The organism is Cupriavidus sp. GW823-FHT06D04 (assembly GCF_058795055.1).
Genome location: NZ_JBXAHL010000073.1, coordinates 1 through 16,565 on the forward strand (window position 1 = coordinate 1; position 16,565 = coordinate 16,565).

Here is a 16,565-nt window from a genome sequence, read left to right on the forward strand (position 1 = left end):
TCGCCCACAGCCGCTGGCCACTAGGGACCAATCTGGTGGAAGGCATCAACAACCGGATCAAGGTCATCAAACGCATGTCCTACGGCTTCCGGGATGACCATTACTTCTTCCTGAAGATCCGGGCGGCCTTCCCCGGAAATCGGTGAAGAACCAAAAAAAAGTGCTCTCCACCTCGCGGAAGAGAGCGCACGCTGCGTTGACATCCGTGTCCTGGGGACGGCGGTGATCGGCAATTTCAAGCGCCTGCGCAGCCAACACGTGTTGTCACATGACCACGCTGAAGTTGCTCCCGCCACCAGTAATCATGTTGGCGCGCCAATCGACCGGTCGGTCATTCTTGCTCAACGAGACAGTGCTTGGGTCGCTTGCCAAACCTCGCAACGCAAAAAGGAATAGAGAATCTCTGAACTGATGCATGGCCTGCTCCACGCGTCGCGCAGCGGCACGAAGGCCCACATTATCAGGAGACGCCCCTCTTCACTGTTCGCAGAAATGGGTACGCACAGTCGCAGACCGATGTCATGGGCATGGGTCTAGCGCTCGGCATGCGGAGTTGACCTCATGGCGCGGCACGTTGCTGCTTGCCACGGCGCGCTCTGTGCGGCCTGGCCGGGGCGATCAAAACGGGGCGCCGGTGAGCGCCCATCCTGCCTCAATCGACCGGTTGCCGAAGGCCAACTCGGTTGAGGCGAAAGATCACGCCGAAGCTTCGGGTGTCACGACGGTCTGTGCCACCTTTTTCGCCGGGGCTCGCTTCTTCGTTGCGGACGTCACCACAGCCTTCTTCGGCACAACAGTCGCGGCGGCTTTGCTACCAGCAGCCTTTTTCGAGGCGACCTTCGTGGCGGCAGCTTTGCCGGAAGCCTTCTTGACGCCTACAGCCTTCGCTTTTTTCGCCGCGAGCTTGTCCTTTGCGGCTTGCTTCTCAAAACGCGCTGCGGACTTTGCGGCTTCAGTGGCTTTCACGACCTCACGCTTTGCAGCTTCAATGGCCTTCTTCGTGTCGGCGCGCAGTTTCAGCAAGCGCCTTTTCGCTGCCTGGGCTTCACGTGCGAGCACGCTCGCCTTCTTCGTCGGTGCCGTCAACTTCTTTGCGACAGGCTTCCTTTTGGTAACCGCGCTCGACGGCGTCGTTGCTTTGGTTGCTGCGACCATGTTGATTATCCGTTATCAGTTATTCGTTGGAGCGCGGAGTATAACCTTGTCGCGATCTACAGTGATCCGTGGGCTCAGCATGGGGTTGCCAAACGGCTGAAACATCAACCAACGATCCGATGTGTTTCAGCTTCGCTCCGCTGCATTGCAGCACACTTAGCGCTTGATTCCGGGGACAAGAGCGTTTAGTGTCAATGCTCGGTGTGCGCATACTCAGCGCGTCCTCGCACCGATTTCACTCAGTGTTGGTCCTGTCATCCTCCGTGGAACTCCGTCCACGGACCAGCAGTCGTAGTTCCTTTTCCGTCCCCCCGACAAAGGAGCCTGACATGGGGTCGTCTCAGAAAACGGAAAATAAAGCACGCTAAGGCATAGCCGAACCTGCCAAGCTTGCTCCACCCTGTAGTGACGCGATCAGCGGGCAGGAAACGTTCCCCCTTCGCGCATGGCAGGCGCACACCAACTCAGACAGCACGGCCTCCATGCGCGCCAGGTCAGCCATTTTCTCGCGCACGTCCTTGAGCTTGTGCTCGGCCAGACTGCTGGCTTCCTCGCAATGGGTGCCATCCTCCAGCCGCAGCAGCTCGGCGATCTCATCCAGGCTGAAGCCCAGCCGCTGGGCTGATTTCACGAAGCGCACCCGCGTTACATCCGCCTCGCCATAGCGGCGGATGCTGCCATAGGGCTTGTCAGGCTCCAGCAACAAGCCCTTGCGCTGATAGAAACGGATGGTCTCCACATTGACCCCGGCCGCCTTGGCGAAAACGCCAATGGTCAGGTTCTCCAAATTGTTTTCCATATCGCTTGACTCCGTACATGAGTACGGAAGTAAGGTTACGCTATCCAATTTCAATTCGAAAGGACAAGCGCATGTCTGAACCAAAAACCGGGCGCGGCGCGCTCTTCACTGGAGGGCTTGCCGCCATCCTCGCCTCGGCTTGCTGCCTCGGGCCGTTGGTTCTGATCGCCTTGGGGTTCAGCGGCGCTTGGATCGGCAACTTGGCGGTGTTGGAACCCTATCGCCCCATCTTTATCGGCGTGGCGCTGGTGGCGTTGTTCTTCGCCTGGCGGCGCATCTACCGGCAGGCAGCGGCCTGCAAACCGGGTGAGGTCTGCGCGATTCCCCAAGTGCGAGCTACTTACAAGCTCATTTTCTGGATCGTGGCCGCGCTGGTTCTGGTCGCGCTCGGATTTCCCTACGTCATGCCATTTTTCTACTGATCGGAGTTCACCATGAAGAAACTGTTTGCCTCCCTCGCCCTCGCCGCCGTTGTTGCCCCCGTCTGGGCCGCCACCCAGACCGTCACGCTGTCCGTACCGGGCATGACCTGCTCCGCCTGCCCGATCACTGTCAAGAAGGCGATTTCCAAGGTCGAAGGCGTCAGCAAAGTTGACGTGACTTTCGAGACACGCCAAGCGGTCGTCACCTTCGACGATGCCAAGACCAGCGTGCAGAAGCTGACCAAGGCAACCGCAGACGCGGGCTATCCGTCCAGCGTCAAGCAGTGAGTCACTGAAAACGGCACCGCAGCACAACGGACGTCATTGTCTGGCGCCACAAACGATAAAGGATCTGTTGCATGACCCATCTAAAAATCACCGGCATGACTTGCGACTCGTGCGCGGCGCACGTCAAGGAAGCGCTGGAAAAAGTGCCAGGCGTGCAGTCGGCGCTGGTGTCCTATCCGAAGGGCACAGCGCAACTCGCCATCGTGCCGGGCACATCGCCGGACGCGCTGACTGCCGCCGTGGCCGGACTGGGCTACAAGGCAACGCTAGCCGATGCGCCACTGGCGGACAACCGCGTCGGACTGCTCGACAAGGTGCGGGGATGGATGGCCGCCGCCGAAAAGCACAGTGGCAACGAGCCCCCGGTGCAGGTAGCGGTCATTGGCAGCGGTGGAGCCGCGATGGCGGCGGCGCTGAAGGCCGTCGAGCAAGGCGCGCAGGTCACGCTGATCGAGCGCGGCACCATCGGCGGCACCTGCGTCAATGTCGGCTGTGTGCCGTCCAAGATCATGATCCGCGCCGCCCACATCGCCCATCTGCGCCGGGAAAGCCCGTTCGATGGCGGTATTGCGGCAACTGTGCCTACGATTGACCGCAGTAAGCTGCTGGCCCAGCAGCAGGCCCGCGTCGACGAACTGCGGCACGCCAAGTACGAAGGCATCCTGGGCGGTAATCCGGCCATCACCGTTGTGCACGGTGAGGCGCGCTTCAAGGACGACCAGAGCCTTACCGTCCGTTTGAACGAGGGTGGCGAGCGCGTCGTGATGTTCGACCGCTGCCTGGTCGCCACGGGTGCCAGCCCGGCGGTCCCGCCGATTCCGGGCTTGAAAGAGTCACCCTACTGGACTTCCACCGAGGCCCTGGCGAGCGACACCATTCCCGAACGCCTTGCCGTAATCGGCTCGTCGGTGGTGGCGCTGGAGCTGGCGCAAGCCTTTGCCCGGCTGGGCAGCAAGGTCACGGTCCTGGCGCGCAATACCTTGTTCTTCCGTGAAGACCCGGCCATCGGCGAGGCGGTGACAGCCGCTTTCCGTGCCGAGGGCATCGAGGTGCTGGAGCACACGCAAGCCAGCCAGGTCGCCCATATGGACGGTGAATTCGTGCTGACCACCACGCACGGTGAATTGCGCGCCGACAAACTGCTGGTTGCCACCGGTCGGACACCGAACACGCGCAGCCTCGCGCTGGACGCAGCGGGGGTCACTGTCAATGCGCAAGGTGCCATCGTCATCGACCAAGGCATGCGCACGAGCAACCCGAACATCTACGCGGCCGGCGACTGCACCGACCAGCCGCAGTTCGTCTATGTGGCGGCAGCGGCCGGCACCCGTGCCGCGATCAACATGACCGGCGGCGATGCGGCGCTCGACCTGACCGCAATGCCGGCCGTGGTGTTCACCGATCCGCAAGTGGCGACCGTGGGCTACAGCGAGGCGGAAGCCCACCACGACGGGATCGAGACCGACAGCCGCACCTTGACCTTGGACAACGTGCCGCGTGCGCTCGCCAACTTCGACACACGCGGCTTCATCAAGTTGGTTATCGAGGAAGGCAGCCATCGGCTGATCGGCGTACAGGCGGTCGCGCCGGAAGCGGGTGAACTGATCCAGACGGCGGCTCTGGCCATTCGCAACCGCATGACGGTGCAGGAACTGGCCGACCAGTTGTTCCCCTACCTGACGATGGTCGAGGGGTTGAAGCTCGCGGCGCAGACCTTCAACAAGGATGTGAAGCAGCTTTCCTGCTGCGCCGGGTGAGAAAAAGGAGGTGTTCAATGAACGCCTACACGGTGTCCCGGCTGGCTCTTGATGCCGGGGTGAGCGTGCATATCGTGCGCGACTACCTGCTGCGCGGATTGCTGCGCCCGGTGGCGTGCACACCAGGCGGCTACGGCTTGTTCGATGACGCCGCCTTGCAACGGCTGTGCTTCGTGCGGGCGGCCTTCGAGGCGGGCATCGGCCTCGACGCGCTGGCGCGGCTGTGCCGGGCGCTGGATGCGGCGGACGGCGACGAAGCGGCCGCGCAGCTTGCCCTGCTGCGTCAGTTCGTCGAGCGTCGGCGCGAAGCGTTGGCCGATCTGGAAGTGCAGTTGGCCACCCTGCCGACCGAGCCGGCACAGCACGCGGAGAGTCTGCCATGAACAACCCCGAGCGCTTGCCGTCCGAGACGCACAAACCGATCACCGGCTACCTGTGGGGCGGACTGGCTGTGCTGACTTGCCCCTGCCACCTGCCCATCCTCGCTGTCGTGCTGGCCGGCACAACCGCCGGTGCTTTCCTCGGCGAGCATTGGGTCATCGCGGCGCTCGGTTTGACCGGCCTGTTCCTTCTGTCCCTGTCGCGGGCGTTGCGGGCATTCAGGGAAAGAGAATGAGCGCTTTCCGGCCGGATGGATGGACGACGCCGGAACTGGCCCAAGCGGTCGAGCGCGGGCAGCTTGAACTGCACTACCAGCCCGTCGTCGATCTGCGCAGTGGTGGGATTGTCGGCGCGGAAGCCCTGTTGCGCTGGCGTCATCCGACGCTTGGACTATTGCCACCGGGCCAGTTCCTGCCCGTGGTCGAATCGTCCGGCCTGATGCCTGAAATCGGCGCTTGGGTGCTGGGCGAAGCCTGCCGCCAGATGCGTGACTGGCGAATGCTGGCATGGCGACCGTTCCGGCTGGCCGTCAATGTTTCGGCGAGCCAAGTGGGACCGGACTTCGACGGGTGGGTAAAGGGCGTGCTGGCTGATGCCGAGTTGCCCGCCGAGTATCTCGAAATCGAGCTGACCGAATCGGTCGCGTTTGGTGATCCGGCGATCTTCCCCGCCCTGGACGCCTTGCGGCAGATCGGTGTGCGCTTCGCCGCCGATGACTTCGGGACGGGGTATTCCTGTCTGCAACATCTGAAGTGCTGCCCAATCAGCACGCTCAAGATCGACCAATCGTTTGTCGCCGGGCTCGCCAACGACCGCCGCGACAAAACCATCGTGCACACCGTGATTCAGCTTGCGCACGGGCTGGGCATGGATGTGGTGGCTGAAGGCGTGGAAACATCGGCGAGTCTTGATCTATTGCGACAAGCGGACTGCGACACAGGACAAGGCTTCCTGTTCGCGAAGCCAATGCCGGCGGCGGCATTCGCCGTCTTCGTCAGTCAATGGAGGGGTGCCACCATGAATGCAAGTGACTCGACCACCACCAGTTGCTGCGTGTGCTGCAAGGAAATCCCGCTCGATGCCGCCTTCACCCCGGAAGGCGCGGAATACGTCGAGCACTTCTGCGGGTTGGAGTGTTATCAACGCTTCGAAGCGCGTGCCAAGACAGGGAACGAAACCGATGCCGATCCGAACGCCTGCGACTCGCTACCGTCAGATTGAGGCATACCCTAACTTGGCGTCAGACCATCCGGCGCTAAATCGTCAGAATAGAGTTGCCTTCCGAATTGATTGACATACGCCGTCAAGGGTCATAGATTTCTTCCTGACACATTTCCCTCAGGAGGATACCTTGCACGGTCAGCGCATCGGTTACGTCCGCGTCAGCAGCTTCGACCAGAACCCAGAACGGCAGCTCGAACAGATCCAGGTGGATAAAGTGTTCACCGACAAGGCGTCGGGCAAGGACACACGGCGGCCCGAACTGGAACGGCTGCTCGCCTTCGTGCGCGAAGGCGACACGGTCGTGGTGCACAGCATGGATCGTCTGGCGCGCAACCTCGACGACCTGCGCCGCCTGGTGCAGGGCCTCACCCAGCGCGGCGTACGCATCGAGTTCCTTAAGGAGCATTTGACCTTCACCGGCGAGGACTCGCCGATGGCGAACCTGATGCTGTCGGTAATGGGCGCGTTCGCCGAGTTCGAACGCGCCTTGATCCGCGAGCGGCAGCGCGAGGGCATCGCGCTCGCCAAGCAGCGCGGGGCCTACCGTGGCAGGAAGAAATCCCTGTCGTCTGAGCGTATTGCCGAACTGCGCCAACGTGTCGAGGCTGGCGAGCAAAAGACCAAGCTGGCTCGTGAATTCGGAATCAGTCGCGAAACCCTGTATCAATACTTGAGAACGGATCAGTAAATATGCCACGTCGTTCAATCCTGTCCGCCGCCGAGCGCGAAAGCCTGCTGGCGTTGCCGGACACCAAGGATGAGTTGATCCGTCACTACACGTTCAGCGAAACCGACCTCTCCATCATCCGGCAGCGGCGCGGCCCGGCCAACCGGCTGGGCTTCGCCGTGCAGCTCTGTTACCTGCGCTTTCCTGGTGTCATCCTGGGCGTCGATGAGCCGCCGTTTCCGCCCTTGTTGAAACTGGTCGCCGACCAGCTCAAGGTCAGCGTCGAAAGCTGGGACGAATACGGGCAGCGGGAGCAGACCCGGCGCGAGCACCTGGTCGAACTGCAAACGGTGTTCGGCTTCCAGCCCTTTACCATGGGCCACTACCGGCAGGCCGTCCAGTTGCTGACCGAGATGGCCTTGCAGACCGACAAGGGCATCGTGCTGGCCAGCACCTTGATCGAGCACCTGCGGCAGCAGTCGGTCATTCTGCCTGCCCTCAACGCCGTCGAGCGGGCGAGCGCCGAAGCAATCACCCGCGCCAACCGGCGCATCTACGATGCCTTGGCCGAACCGCTGTCGGACGCGCATCGCCGCCGCCTCGACGATCTGCTCAAGCGTCGGGACAACGGCAAAACGACCTGGCTGGCCTGGCTGCGCCAATCGCCCGTCAAACCGAATTCGCGGCACATGCTGGAACACATCGAACGCCTCAAAGCGTGGCAGGCGCTCGACCTGCCTTCTGGCATCGAGCGGTCGGTGCACCAGAACCGCCTGCTCAAGATCGCCCGTGAGGGTGGCCAGATGACGCCCGCCGACCTGGCCAAGTTCGAGGCGCAGCGACGCTATGCCACCCTGGTGGCGCTTGCCATCGAGGGCATGGCCACCGTCACCGACGAAATCATCGACCTGCACGACCGCATCCTGGGCAAGCTGTTCAACGCCGCCAAGAACAAGCATCAGCAGCAATTCCAGGCGTCCGGCAAGGCGATCAACGCCAAGGTGCGGCTGTTCGGCCGCATCGGCCAGGCGCTGATCGAGGCCAAGCAGGCGGGCCGCGATCCGTTCGCCGCCATCGAGGCCGTCATGTCCTGGGATGCCTTCGCCGAGAGCGTCACCGAAGCGCAGAAGCTTGCGCAGCCCGAGGACTTCGATTTCCTGCACCGCATCGGCGAAAGCTACGCCACGCTGCGCCGCTACGCGCCGGAATTCCTTGCCGTGCTCAAGCTGCGGGCCGCTCCCGCCGCGAAGGACGTGCTCGACGCCATCGAGGTGCTGCGCGGCATGAACAGCGACAACGCCCGCAAGGTGCCCGCCGACGCGCCGACCGAGTTCATCAAGCCGCGCTGGCAGAAGCTGGTCATGACCGACACCGGCATCGACCGGCGCTACTACGAACTGTGCGCGCTGTCGGAGATGAAGAACGCGTTGCGTTCCGGCGACATCTGGGTGCAGGGGTCGCGCCAGTTCAAGGACTTCGAGGACTACCTGGTGCCGCCCGCGAAATTCGCCAGCCTCAAGCAGGCCAGCGAATTGCCGCTGGCCGTGGCCACCGACTGCAACCGGTACCTGAACGACCGGCTGACGCTGCTGGAAACACAGCTTGCCACCGTCAACCGTATGGCGACGGCCAACGAGCTGCCGGACGCCATCATCACCGAGTCAGGCTTGAAGATCACGCCGCTCGACGCGGCGGTACCCGACACCGCCCAAGCGCTGATCGACCAGACGGCAATGATCCTGCCGCACGTCAAGATCACCGAACTGCTGCTGGAGGTGGACGAATGGACGGGCTTCACTCGGCATTTCGCGCATCTGAAATCGGGCGACCCGGCCAAAGACAAGAACCTGTTGCTGACCACGATCCTCGCCGACGCGATCAACCTGGGCCTGACCAAGATGGCGGAGTCTTGCCCCGGCACGACCTACGCCAAGCTGGCTTGGCTGCAAGCCTGGCACATCCGCGACGAAACCTACGGGGCGGCGCTGGCCGATCTGGTCAACGCACAGTTCCGCCATCCCTTCGCCGAGCACTGGGGCGACGGCACCACCTCATCGTCGGACGGCCAGAACTTCCGCACCGGCAGCAAGGCCGAGAGCACCGGCCACATCAACCCGAAATACGGGAGCAGCCCAGGGCGGACGTTCTACACCCACATTTCTGACCAGTACGCGCCATTTCACACCAAGGTCGTGAACGTCGGCGTGCGCGATTCGACCTACGTGCTCGACGGCCTGCTGTACCACGAGTCCGACTTGCGGATCGAGGAGCATTACACCGACACGGCGGGCTTCACCGATCACGTCTTCGCCCTGATGCACCTCCTGGGCTTCCGCTTCGCGCCGCGCATCCGCGACCTGGGCGACACCAAGCTCTACATCCCGAAGGGCGACGCCGCCTATGACGCGCTGAAACCCATGATCGGCGGCACGCTCAACATCAAGCACGTCCGCGCCCATTGGGACGAAATCCTGCGGCTGGCCACCTCGATCAAGCAGGGCACGGTGACGGCCTCCCTGATGCTCCGAAAGCTCGGCAGCTACCCACGCCAGAACGGCCTGGCCGTGGCGCTCCGCGAGCTGGGCCGCATCGAGCGCACGCTGTTCATCCTGGACTGGCTGCAAAGCGTGGAACTGCGCCGCCGCGTGCATGCCGGCCTGAACAAGGGCGAGGCGCGCAATGCGCTGGCCAGGGCAGTGTTTTTCAACCGCCTGGGTGAAATCCGCGACCGCAGTTTCGAGCAGCAGCGCTACCGGGCTAGCGGCCTCAATCTGGTAACGGCTGCCGTCGTGTTGTGGAACACGGTCTATCTGGAACGGGCTGCGCACGCGCTGCGTGGCAACGGCCATGCCGTTGATGACGCGCTGTTGCAGTACCTGTCGCCGCTCGGTTGGGAGCACATCAACCTCACCGGCGATTACCTCTGGCGCAGCAGCGCCAAGATCGGCGCGGGCAAGTTCAGGCCGCTACGACCGCTGCAACCGGCTTAGCGTGCTTTATTTTCCGTTTTCTGAGGCGACCCCTATTAGGTTCGTTACATTACGGGAGCATTACGCAACGATGACGTGCCGTGGCACAACTGGTTCGCCAGGGAGAGCCCACTACCAGAGAGCTACCCGGCATGTCGGTGTCCGCACCGGCGCAAATGAATATCGAAGAACTCTTCACGGCGCTCGCCGGAGTGATGCAGGAAGTGAATCTGGCGCGCATCAGCATTCCGCTGGATCTGGTGGCAATAGCCTGGAGTCGCCGAGGGTAAGCCGTGGAACCTGATCGCAGCCCTCTAGAGCAGACAAAAAGGGGATGGCTGGACGCATTCCATCCTGCCCGGCCTGCAGGACCGACAACTGGCATCGATCCCAGGCAACTTTCGCAGTTGTTCCAAGAGGCGGCGCAGCGAAAGGGCGCGCACATCTTTGGTGGGCGATCGCGATCGACAACCGATTGCGGCGGCCATTCGGGCGCATTTTCGCTTTCGCTGGCTTTCCTCCGAGGTTGTCCGAGCGGCAACCAGTGCGTTGCCGCCGCTCGTTAGCCAACTCAATCAAGCCCTGACGGAAGAAGAGTGTTGGCGCGCCGCCTTGCATCCGGTATTGAAAAGCTCGCCTTTAGCCCTGCCTGAACGCGGCTTTTGCGCCGAGAAATCGCTCTCGGCGGTTTGGTCGATGTGCGAAGCCTTCAACAAGGAGGATGGCTTTTTTGAAGGCGTGGCCCGCCGCGTCCAGGCGTTCAAGAACCATCATCTGAAGAAATGGGACAAGCACAGCGAATGCTTCTTTATCGATGTGAACCAGCACGTCTGGAAGGATGAGGGCCCGTATCACGGAGATGCGCCGTTCCCCCGCGATTGGAAGTATTCGACCTGCATGCCCAACGGTTTTCATTTTGACGTGCAGCATCAGCAGGGGCGCGCGTTCGAGTATATCGACGCAGCTTCCGTGGAAAACCATGTCGCGGCAACGCAAACACTGCAATGTCGACGCACACGGCTATCTGTGCTAGCGACGAAGTGTTTCGTTAGACTTTCCCCCATGCCGCTGATCGTCCACCGCAACTGGTAAAGGCTGATGCAGCGCTTGCAATGCTCGCGTCATGTTCCGGTCAGGTTATCTCCTTAGAATTCAGCCGGTGTGCTTGATCGTGCCGGCGCAGGTAGCCGAGCAATGGGCAATGCCTTTGCTTGGGGGCCACGCTGCCGGGCATATTGCTATGGGGGCCGCGTACGGCCTGGGAGCCTGTCCACATGTCGCATGCCACCGAAGAACGCTCCCGTCTCGCTCAAGCTGCCGTCAGCATCGCTGTCTGCCGCGATCGTATCCGTCAGCATATTGAGTTCGTGCGATGGCTGCGCGGCGCGCCATTCGACACGGTGCGGGCGCAGACGCAGATGCTGGAGCTGCTTCGTGCGCAACGCGAGTTCCTGCGCGATTTGCGCACGAACCGGACGGCCATCCTCGAAGCGTTGAGCCAGGCGACATGCAAAAGGTAAAGCTAAGCGCTCAGCTATGCTCGGGACTGGCGGTGGGCCGAACGGGAGCGTTGCTGACTCCTAGATGTCCTTGCAGTGTGCGGAAAGCCACGGTGCGTGCGATGGCATGCCGAAGTGCAGTCGGCGCCAGCACCGGCTCCCAGCACCGGTTCGCGACAATAGGCGGTGCCCTGAAGCTTCGGTAGCAAAGTAGACCAGCAAGACTGGCAGGCGGGAAGCGAGCAATAGATCAAGCGGCCATGCCAGCGCAGAGTTCACCGATCATCTGTCGGGAGAGAGACCTCGCAATGCGTATGAAGATCGCCCGCAATGTGCTTTGGCTCGTTCTTGAGCGCGGCCTGCAAGTGGTGTTCGGCATCGTCGCCATTGGGCTGATCGCGCGCGCAGTTGGTCCGGAAGGTTTTGCCAAGTTCCAGTACGCCCAGTCCCTGGTGTTGATCGCGGCTTCGATCGCGCTGATTTGTGGCGGTGAAGTCGTTGTCCCGCGGCTTGTCGGCAACCCTGCGCCGGAGGCGCAATACCGGTTGCTGGCCCATGTGTTCGGCTTGCGAGCGCTCGCGGCAGTGACGGGCTACCTGCTGCTCGTGGGGGTGATTACGATGACGGAGGGGGACAAGGTCATTGTCCTGACCGCAATCGTCATGGGCATCCCCATATTGCTGTACGAACCCTTTGGCGCAGTCCGAGCCTGGCTGCAAGCGCGGACTGATAGTCGCCCAGCGGTGGTCTACGGCATGGTGGGCCTGACCTTCCGAGTGATCGCGGTCGCGGCGCTCTACTTGGCAGGCTTGGACTCGGCTCCGGCGTTTGCCTGGGCGTTCGCGGTGGAGTCCTTGCTGTGTGCCATGCTATTGGCCCGGTATTACAGACAACGCAGCCTTCGCGTGGCGGTGCACCTGAACTGGCCGCTAGCCAGGCTGCTGCTGCGCGATGGCATGGTGTTTTGGGTGAGCATGATTTTGATGCTCTGCGCCAAGCGCGTCGATCAGCTTTTGCTCAAGCCGCACATTTCCCTGTTCGAGCTTGGGGGCTATTCCGCTTCCATGCAGGTGCTGGACAATTTCATGATGCTCGGCGCCATCGTTGCCACCTCGGTGGCGCCGTTGATGATCTACGCGCAGCCAAGTCTAGCGCTGGTGCGGCGCAATGTGTTGTATGTTGCCGCAGGCATGGTCGCCTTAGGCGTCGCGGGCGGCGCAGTGCTGGCTTACTGCGCGCCCTGGATCATCGCCTTGATCTACGGCGAACACTATGAAGTCGCGGCAAACCTGTTGCGGCTTTCTGCGATGGCATCCGGACTGGTGTTCGCCGATGCGGCCCTGTCGCTACTGGTGATCTATCTACGCAAGCCGAACTGGTTGGTCGAGAAATGGTTCTTGGTGCTGTTCACCATGATCGTAGTGGACGTCATTGCGATCCCGATTCACGGTGCCCGGGGTGCCATCTATGGCTATATTGCGGGCAATGCGATGGCGGTAATTGCCGGCATCGGGTTCTTCCTCCGCTCCCGTGAACCGGTAGCCGTCCAGCAAGCCGTGTGACATGCAGATATGCCGATGCTTTCCGCCGATGTGTCGCCGGCGCCTGCAACGCGGACACACCGAATCAGCACGAAACCCCACATCCTGATCCCCGGTCGGCGCTTAACAGAGCCCCCCGCAGGATGTGTTTCCCTCCCCCGCCGGTCCGTCCGTGCGGGGGTTTTTTTCGCATCGCGCATGGAAGACGCTACGTCGCAGCCCGATCCCGCTACGCCACCACCTTCCGGCGACTTCCTCTAGTACTGCGATCGCTCGCAATGTCGGCGTCATGTTCCTGTCAGGTGCCCATATTAGAATCAGCCCAACATTTACACCGTATCCTGCCCGACAACAGGGCTGGATGCGCTGGTAGTGCCCTCCCGCCTTTCTAGGCTGAGACAAATGCAACGCGCCATCCGGCTATACAGCAGTGCCCTACCACGTGTGCGAACAAGCGCTGCCTTGCCGAGACGGTTGCGCAGAGTCTTATAGGTCAGGCCATGATTGATCGCGCAATAAGACTGCTCGCCGTGATAGCCTCATGTTGCGCGGTAATTCCTGCTATCGGTCAACCTGCTACCGGCGCCACTCCCTTCAATGGCGCGCCTACCCCCTTCCACCGGGCGTCTCCTTTCGCGAAGCCCGTCATCCAAGCCGAACCAATCGACGTTTCCCTTGGCGCCTTAACGCTGCACAACACCATCGACGCTGGCTTAGCGCAGAATCGGGATGTGCAAATCGCGCGAGCCGCATTAACTGCCGCAAAAGGGATTCTGGTTAATGCCGGAAAGCGGCCGAATCCAATGCTGACGGTAGGTGCGGGGCCTGGCTTAATTGGCCGATACCAACCTCGCGATGCCGACGTACTGGTCAACGTATCGCAGCTTGTTGAGCGCGGCAACAAGCGGGAGCTGCGCAGCGAAGTGGCAAGTCTGGCGGCCGATGCCGCCCAGTTCGATATCGAGGACATATTTCGCCAAGTGCGCCTGGCATTGGCCAATGCCTACTTCGCAGTGAAACAGGCGCAAGACTACGTGAATCTTGCGCAGGCCACTAGAAATGCGTTCGCGCGAAGCCGCGAGGCGGCCGAGCTCCGACTCAAAGCTGGCGACATCGCGCGCGTGGACCTGATACGACTTCGCGTCGAGGAGGGCCGCAGCGAGAATGAATTGCTACAGGCGCACACCGACCTTGCCGTTGCGCAAGTGATGCTTGCCACGTTGCTTGCGCGAGAACAAGAGGCTCCCTCCATCCGAGCCGTCGATCCATGGCCTGTTCCCGGCGATAGTATGCTACAAAGCGACCGTATCGAGGCCTTGGTGGACAAACGACCAGATATACGCGCCGCCATTGCACGAGTACACAGCCTCGAAGCAGCATTCGGCTTGGCCAAGGCGCAGCGTATTCGTGATGTCAATGTGGCGGTGATTGCTGAGCGCAATCTTCCCGCCAATGGCGGTACCACGCTGGTTGTACAGTTGTCGATGCCGATTTTTATCAACAACGACTATTTTGGCGACATCGTACGCGCCGAGGCGGAACTAACGAGCGCCCAAATTAACCTTGAAAAATTGCGCAGTAACGTACATGCGGACGTCGACCGTGCACTAGCGCAATTTGAATCTGCGCGCCAGCAACTCATGCGCTTCGAGGCGCAAATGCTCCCCGACGCCCTCTCCGCGTCTCAAGCGGCCGAATTCGCGTACAAAAAAGGGGGCATTCCATTGACTGATCTGCTGGATGCCCGTCGGCAACTCTATGCCACGCAACGTGAACTGCTGGAATCGCGTAAGGACTTTGTCAACGCACGTACGAGGCTCGAGTCCACTCTCATTGAGACGGACTTTCGGTGGTAAGCCTATTTTGGTGGCAGGAATTCCCTTCGACTGGAGCGAACGAGATGGCAAGGTATCGAGCTTTAAAAGAGATCGCGCAACACATCTTCCTGCTTCTTTCAGTCGGTCGTGATGTGAGGCTCTTTCTAATTAGCGCCAGAAGCGACGCCCGCCTCGAAGCGCTTCGATCTGAAGTTAAGGCGCCGTGCACCGCCTTCGATCAGCTTTACGCCGAAGCGCCACAAAATGACCCTTGGGTTTCCGGATCATCGAAGTATCAATATCAAAGGCGCAAGTACGATGCCATGATGAGCTTGCTGCAAGGCAAGACATTCCGGCATGCACTCGATTTGGGGTGCGGCATCGGACTATTCACAGAGCGCCTAGCCTCTTGTGCCGACCATGTATTGGGAATGGATATTTCCAGCGTGGCTATTTCGTGCGCAAAGCGAAGAAATATGGCCCTGGATAACGTTAGCTTCCAGCGCGGTGACATTGTTTCTCTTGGGCAGGAATTGAACGCCAGATTTGATCTTATTGTTGTGGCGGACACCTTATACTATCTACCCCATCCTATTGATGATAAAACTTTAAAAGAGATCGCATCTCGGCTTGGTCAGCTGCTCCTTCCCGGCGGTCTCCTGCTTGTTGTCAATCATTTCTTCCCCATTCCCACAGCAGATAGTCGCCTGACACGACGCATACATAATGCATTTCATTGGTCGCCCGCATTGATGCTGCTAGAAGAACAGCGTCGACCATTTTTCTTGTCGAGTTTAATGACGCGACCTGGCGCCGTACACGCGACGATTGACAAGAATCTTGACTGAATGGGATTGGCGACGCTGCGGTTATTCATTATCGCGACGATGCCCGTTAAGCGAAGCAACTAATGCTCTGGCGGAAAGAACACCGCCGTCTCCCCCGTCCTTGGCAGTCTATATCGCGGGTTGGCCAGAGATCTTAGCTAATTGGCGTTCGGGAATGCACCGGCCTCCCCGTTAGCCCGCATCATCAATCGCCACTGAACTAATGTCCGCCACCATGGCCGCCTCCGCCATGCCCACCGCCATGCCCGCCCCCATCGCTTCCACCATGGCCGGCACCATGGCCGCTTTCACTGTGCGCGCCGGCCGGGTTACCGTAGTGCCCTCCAAAATGTTGGCCGTAGGGGCCGCCGAAATGCCCGTCGCGATTATCGCCAAAATGCCTTCCACCGGAGCGATGCCGCTGGTAATATAGCATCGTCCCACTATAGGGATGATACGGATCATAAGTCTGGCTCGAGCAATATGGAGATCTTGCGCCATAATACGCATACGGGTAGAGCGCATCGTCGTAGGGTGCGACTGGACTCGCAATGCATCCGGACATCAATATCAAAAGTGTTGCGGCAGGTGCGGCAACTTGGATGGCATTCATGTTTTCACCCTCTATTACGCCCCCCTGCTCTTGGTACCGATTCAATTTTCCGGCGCCGTCGAACATTGAGCCTATATCAACCACTCGCATAGTAAACTTTACTCTTTGGCACTCAACAATTCGATTCCTTTCGCGAATGTAATCCTGAGTTTAGAGTAAGAGACATCGCGGCTGAAAATGTACCGTTTAGTCGCCGATTTAAAGCAATGACGGTAGGATATGGAATTGACGTGGTGGGATGTCGTCCTTGGGTAACGTTGGTGTCATCTTCCCGTCAGCTTGGTGTGGATATAATTTTCCATTTGTGCCGTTATATTTAACGCATCGGTTCGCAATTTTGTTCTTTTGGGGCGCTCTCCGCCGTCGGTCATAGTAGGCCGAGGCCAAAGGCGCGCGCGCAGGTAGCACTTAAAAATGGCAGTTCGGTAAGTTTTGCAGCAAGTAGCGCTTGGCGAGATTGCTACTGGTCCAGCGACGTAGCGAACGCACTTTCACCACGCCATAGTCCGCCTTGTGACGAGCTTAGGCCCATTTCCTTATACAGAAGTCAGGACTCTTCCCGCAGTGCTTGAATGGTGAGCGCGGCGTCCATGGTTCGCTGCATGC

Annotated in this window: 17 protein-coding genes; 14 read left to right on the top strand and 3 right to left on the bottom strand. The window is 60.6% G+C overall.

Features of this window, described 5'->3' with window-relative positions:
* A partial coding sequence (locus AC1Q7H_RS38610) for a transposase (RefSeq protein WP_492382452.1) occupies positions 1 to 146 on the top strand: 146 nt, incomplete at its 5' end.
* 550 nt (positions 147 to 696) lie between these two features.
* Here AC1Q7H_RS38610 and AC1Q7H_RS38615 read toward each other — a convergent pair.
* Complete coding sequence (locus tag AC1Q7H_RS38615; RefSeq protein ID WP_492382451.1) at positions 697 to 1,155, bottom strand: fumarate hydratase; 459 nt, start codon at positions 1,153 to 1,155, stop codon at positions 697 to 699.
* A gap of 364 nt (positions 1,156 to 1,519) precedes the next feature.
* A complete protein-coding gene (gene merR, locus AC1Q7H_RS38620; RefSeq protein WP_003131969.1) occupies positions 1,520 to 1,954 on the bottom strand; it encodes a mercury resistance transcriptional regulator MerR in 435 nt (144 codons plus the stop codon).
* A gap of 71 nt (positions 1,955 to 2,025) precedes the next feature.
* Between merR and merT the strand changes: the two genes are divergently transcribed.
* The 13 genes from merT (at position 2,026) to AC1Q7H_RS38685 (ending at position 15,367) form a co-directional block, all read left to right on the top strand.
* Positions 2,026 to 2,376, top strand: coding sequence for a mercuric ion transporter MerT (merT, locus tag AC1Q7H_RS38625; RefSeq protein ID WP_003131974.1), 351 nt, complete (start codon positions 2,026 to 2,028; stop codon positions 2,374 to 2,376).
* A 12-nt stretch (positions 2,377 to 2,388) separates the two neighbouring features.
* Positions 2,389 to 2,664 carry a mercury resistance system periplasmic binding protein MerP gene (gene merP, locus AC1Q7H_RS38630; RefSeq protein ID WP_003131987.1) on the top strand — a complete coding sequence of 92 codons (276 nt, stop codon included), beginning with the start codon at positions 2,389 to 2,391 and terminating at the stop codon, positions 2,662 to 2,664.
* A gap of 71 nt (positions 2,665 to 2,735) precedes the next feature.
* Positions 2,736 to 4,421: a mercury(II) reductase gene (merA, locus tag AC1Q7H_RS38635; protein ID WP_003156770.1), complete on the top strand. Its 1,686-nt coding sequence runs from the start codon at positions 2,736 to 2,738 to the stop codon at positions 4,419 to 4,421.
* A 17-nt stretch (positions 4,422 to 4,438) separates the two neighbouring features.
* Complete coding sequence (gene merD / locus AC1Q7H_RS38640; RefSeq protein WP_000995360.1) at positions 4,439 to 4,804, top strand: mercury resistance co-regulator MerD; 366 nt, start codon at positions 4,439 to 4,441, stop codon at positions 4,802 to 4,804.
* Entirely contained in the window at positions 4,801 to 5,037 is a 237-nt protein-coding gene (gene merE / locus AC1Q7H_RS38645) for a broad-spectrum mercury transporter MerE (protein WP_003132004.1), read from the top strand. The genes merD and merE overlap by 4 nt, the downstream gene beginning before the upstream one ends.
* A complete protein-coding gene (locus tag AC1Q7H_RS38650) occupies positions 5,034 to 6,023 on the top strand; it encodes a DUF3330 domain-containing protein (protein WP_021197789.1) in 990 nt (329 codons plus the stop codon). Before merE ends, AC1Q7H_RS38650 begins: the two co-directional genes overlap by 4 nt.
* A 130-nt stretch (positions 6,024 to 6,153) precedes the next feature.
* A complete protein-coding gene (locus tag AC1Q7H_RS38655; protein WP_003124096.1) occupies positions 6,154 to 6,714 on the top strand; it encodes a recombinase family protein in 561 nt (186 codons plus the stop codon).
* A gap of 2 nt (positions 6,715 to 6,716) precedes the next feature.
* Positions 6,717 to 9,683, top strand: coding sequence for a Tn3 family transposase (locus AC1Q7H_RS38660; protein WP_001138070.1), 2,967 nt, complete (start codon positions 6,717 to 6,719; stop codon positions 9,681 to 9,683).
* 429 nt (positions 9,684 to 10,112) lie between these two features.
* Entirely contained in the window at positions 10,113 to 10,754 is a 642-nt protein-coding gene (locus tag AC1Q7H_RS38665) for a hypothetical protein (RefSeq protein WP_147316273.1), read from the top strand.
* Between the two features lie 182 nt (positions 10,755 to 10,936).
* The gene (locus AC1Q7H_RS38670; RefSeq protein WP_116322079.1) at positions 10,937 to 11,182 is read left to right on the top strand and encodes a hypothetical protein; all 246 of its coding nucleotides are present in this window, start codon (positions 10,937 to 10,939) and stop codon (positions 11,180 to 11,182) included.
* Positions 11,183 to 11,475: 293 nt separating this feature from the next.
* Complete coding sequence (locus AC1Q7H_RS38675; protein WP_233528294.1) at positions 11,476 to 12,723, top strand: oligosaccharide flippase family protein; 1,248 nt, start codon at positions 11,476 to 11,478, stop codon at positions 12,721 to 12,723.
* A gap of 479 nt (positions 12,724 to 13,202) precedes the next feature.
* Positions 13,203 to 14,558 carry a TolC family protein gene (locus tag AC1Q7H_RS38680; protein ID WP_116322077.1) on the top strand — a complete coding sequence of 452 codons (1,356 nt, stop codon included), beginning with the start codon at positions 13,203 to 13,205 and terminating at the stop codon, positions 14,556 to 14,558.
* Between the two features lie 44 nt (positions 14,559 to 14,602).
* On the top strand, positions 14,603 to 15,367 hold the full coding sequence (locus AC1Q7H_RS38685) for a class I SAM-dependent DNA methyltransferase (protein ID WP_116322076.1): 765 nt from the start codon (positions 14,603 to 14,605) through the stop codon (positions 15,365 to 15,367).
* A 171-nt stretch (positions 15,368 to 15,538) separates the two neighbouring features.
* Here the strand turns inward: AC1Q7H_RS38685 and AC1Q7H_RS38690 are convergent, their stop codons facing one another.
* Positions 15,539 to 15,811 carry a hypothetical protein gene (locus tag AC1Q7H_RS38690; protein WP_158577720.1) on the bottom strand — a complete coding sequence of 91 codons (273 nt, stop codon included), beginning with the start codon at positions 15,809 to 15,811 and terminating at the stop codon, positions 15,539 to 15,541.
* Positions 15,812 to 16,565 lie beyond the last annotated feature (754 nt).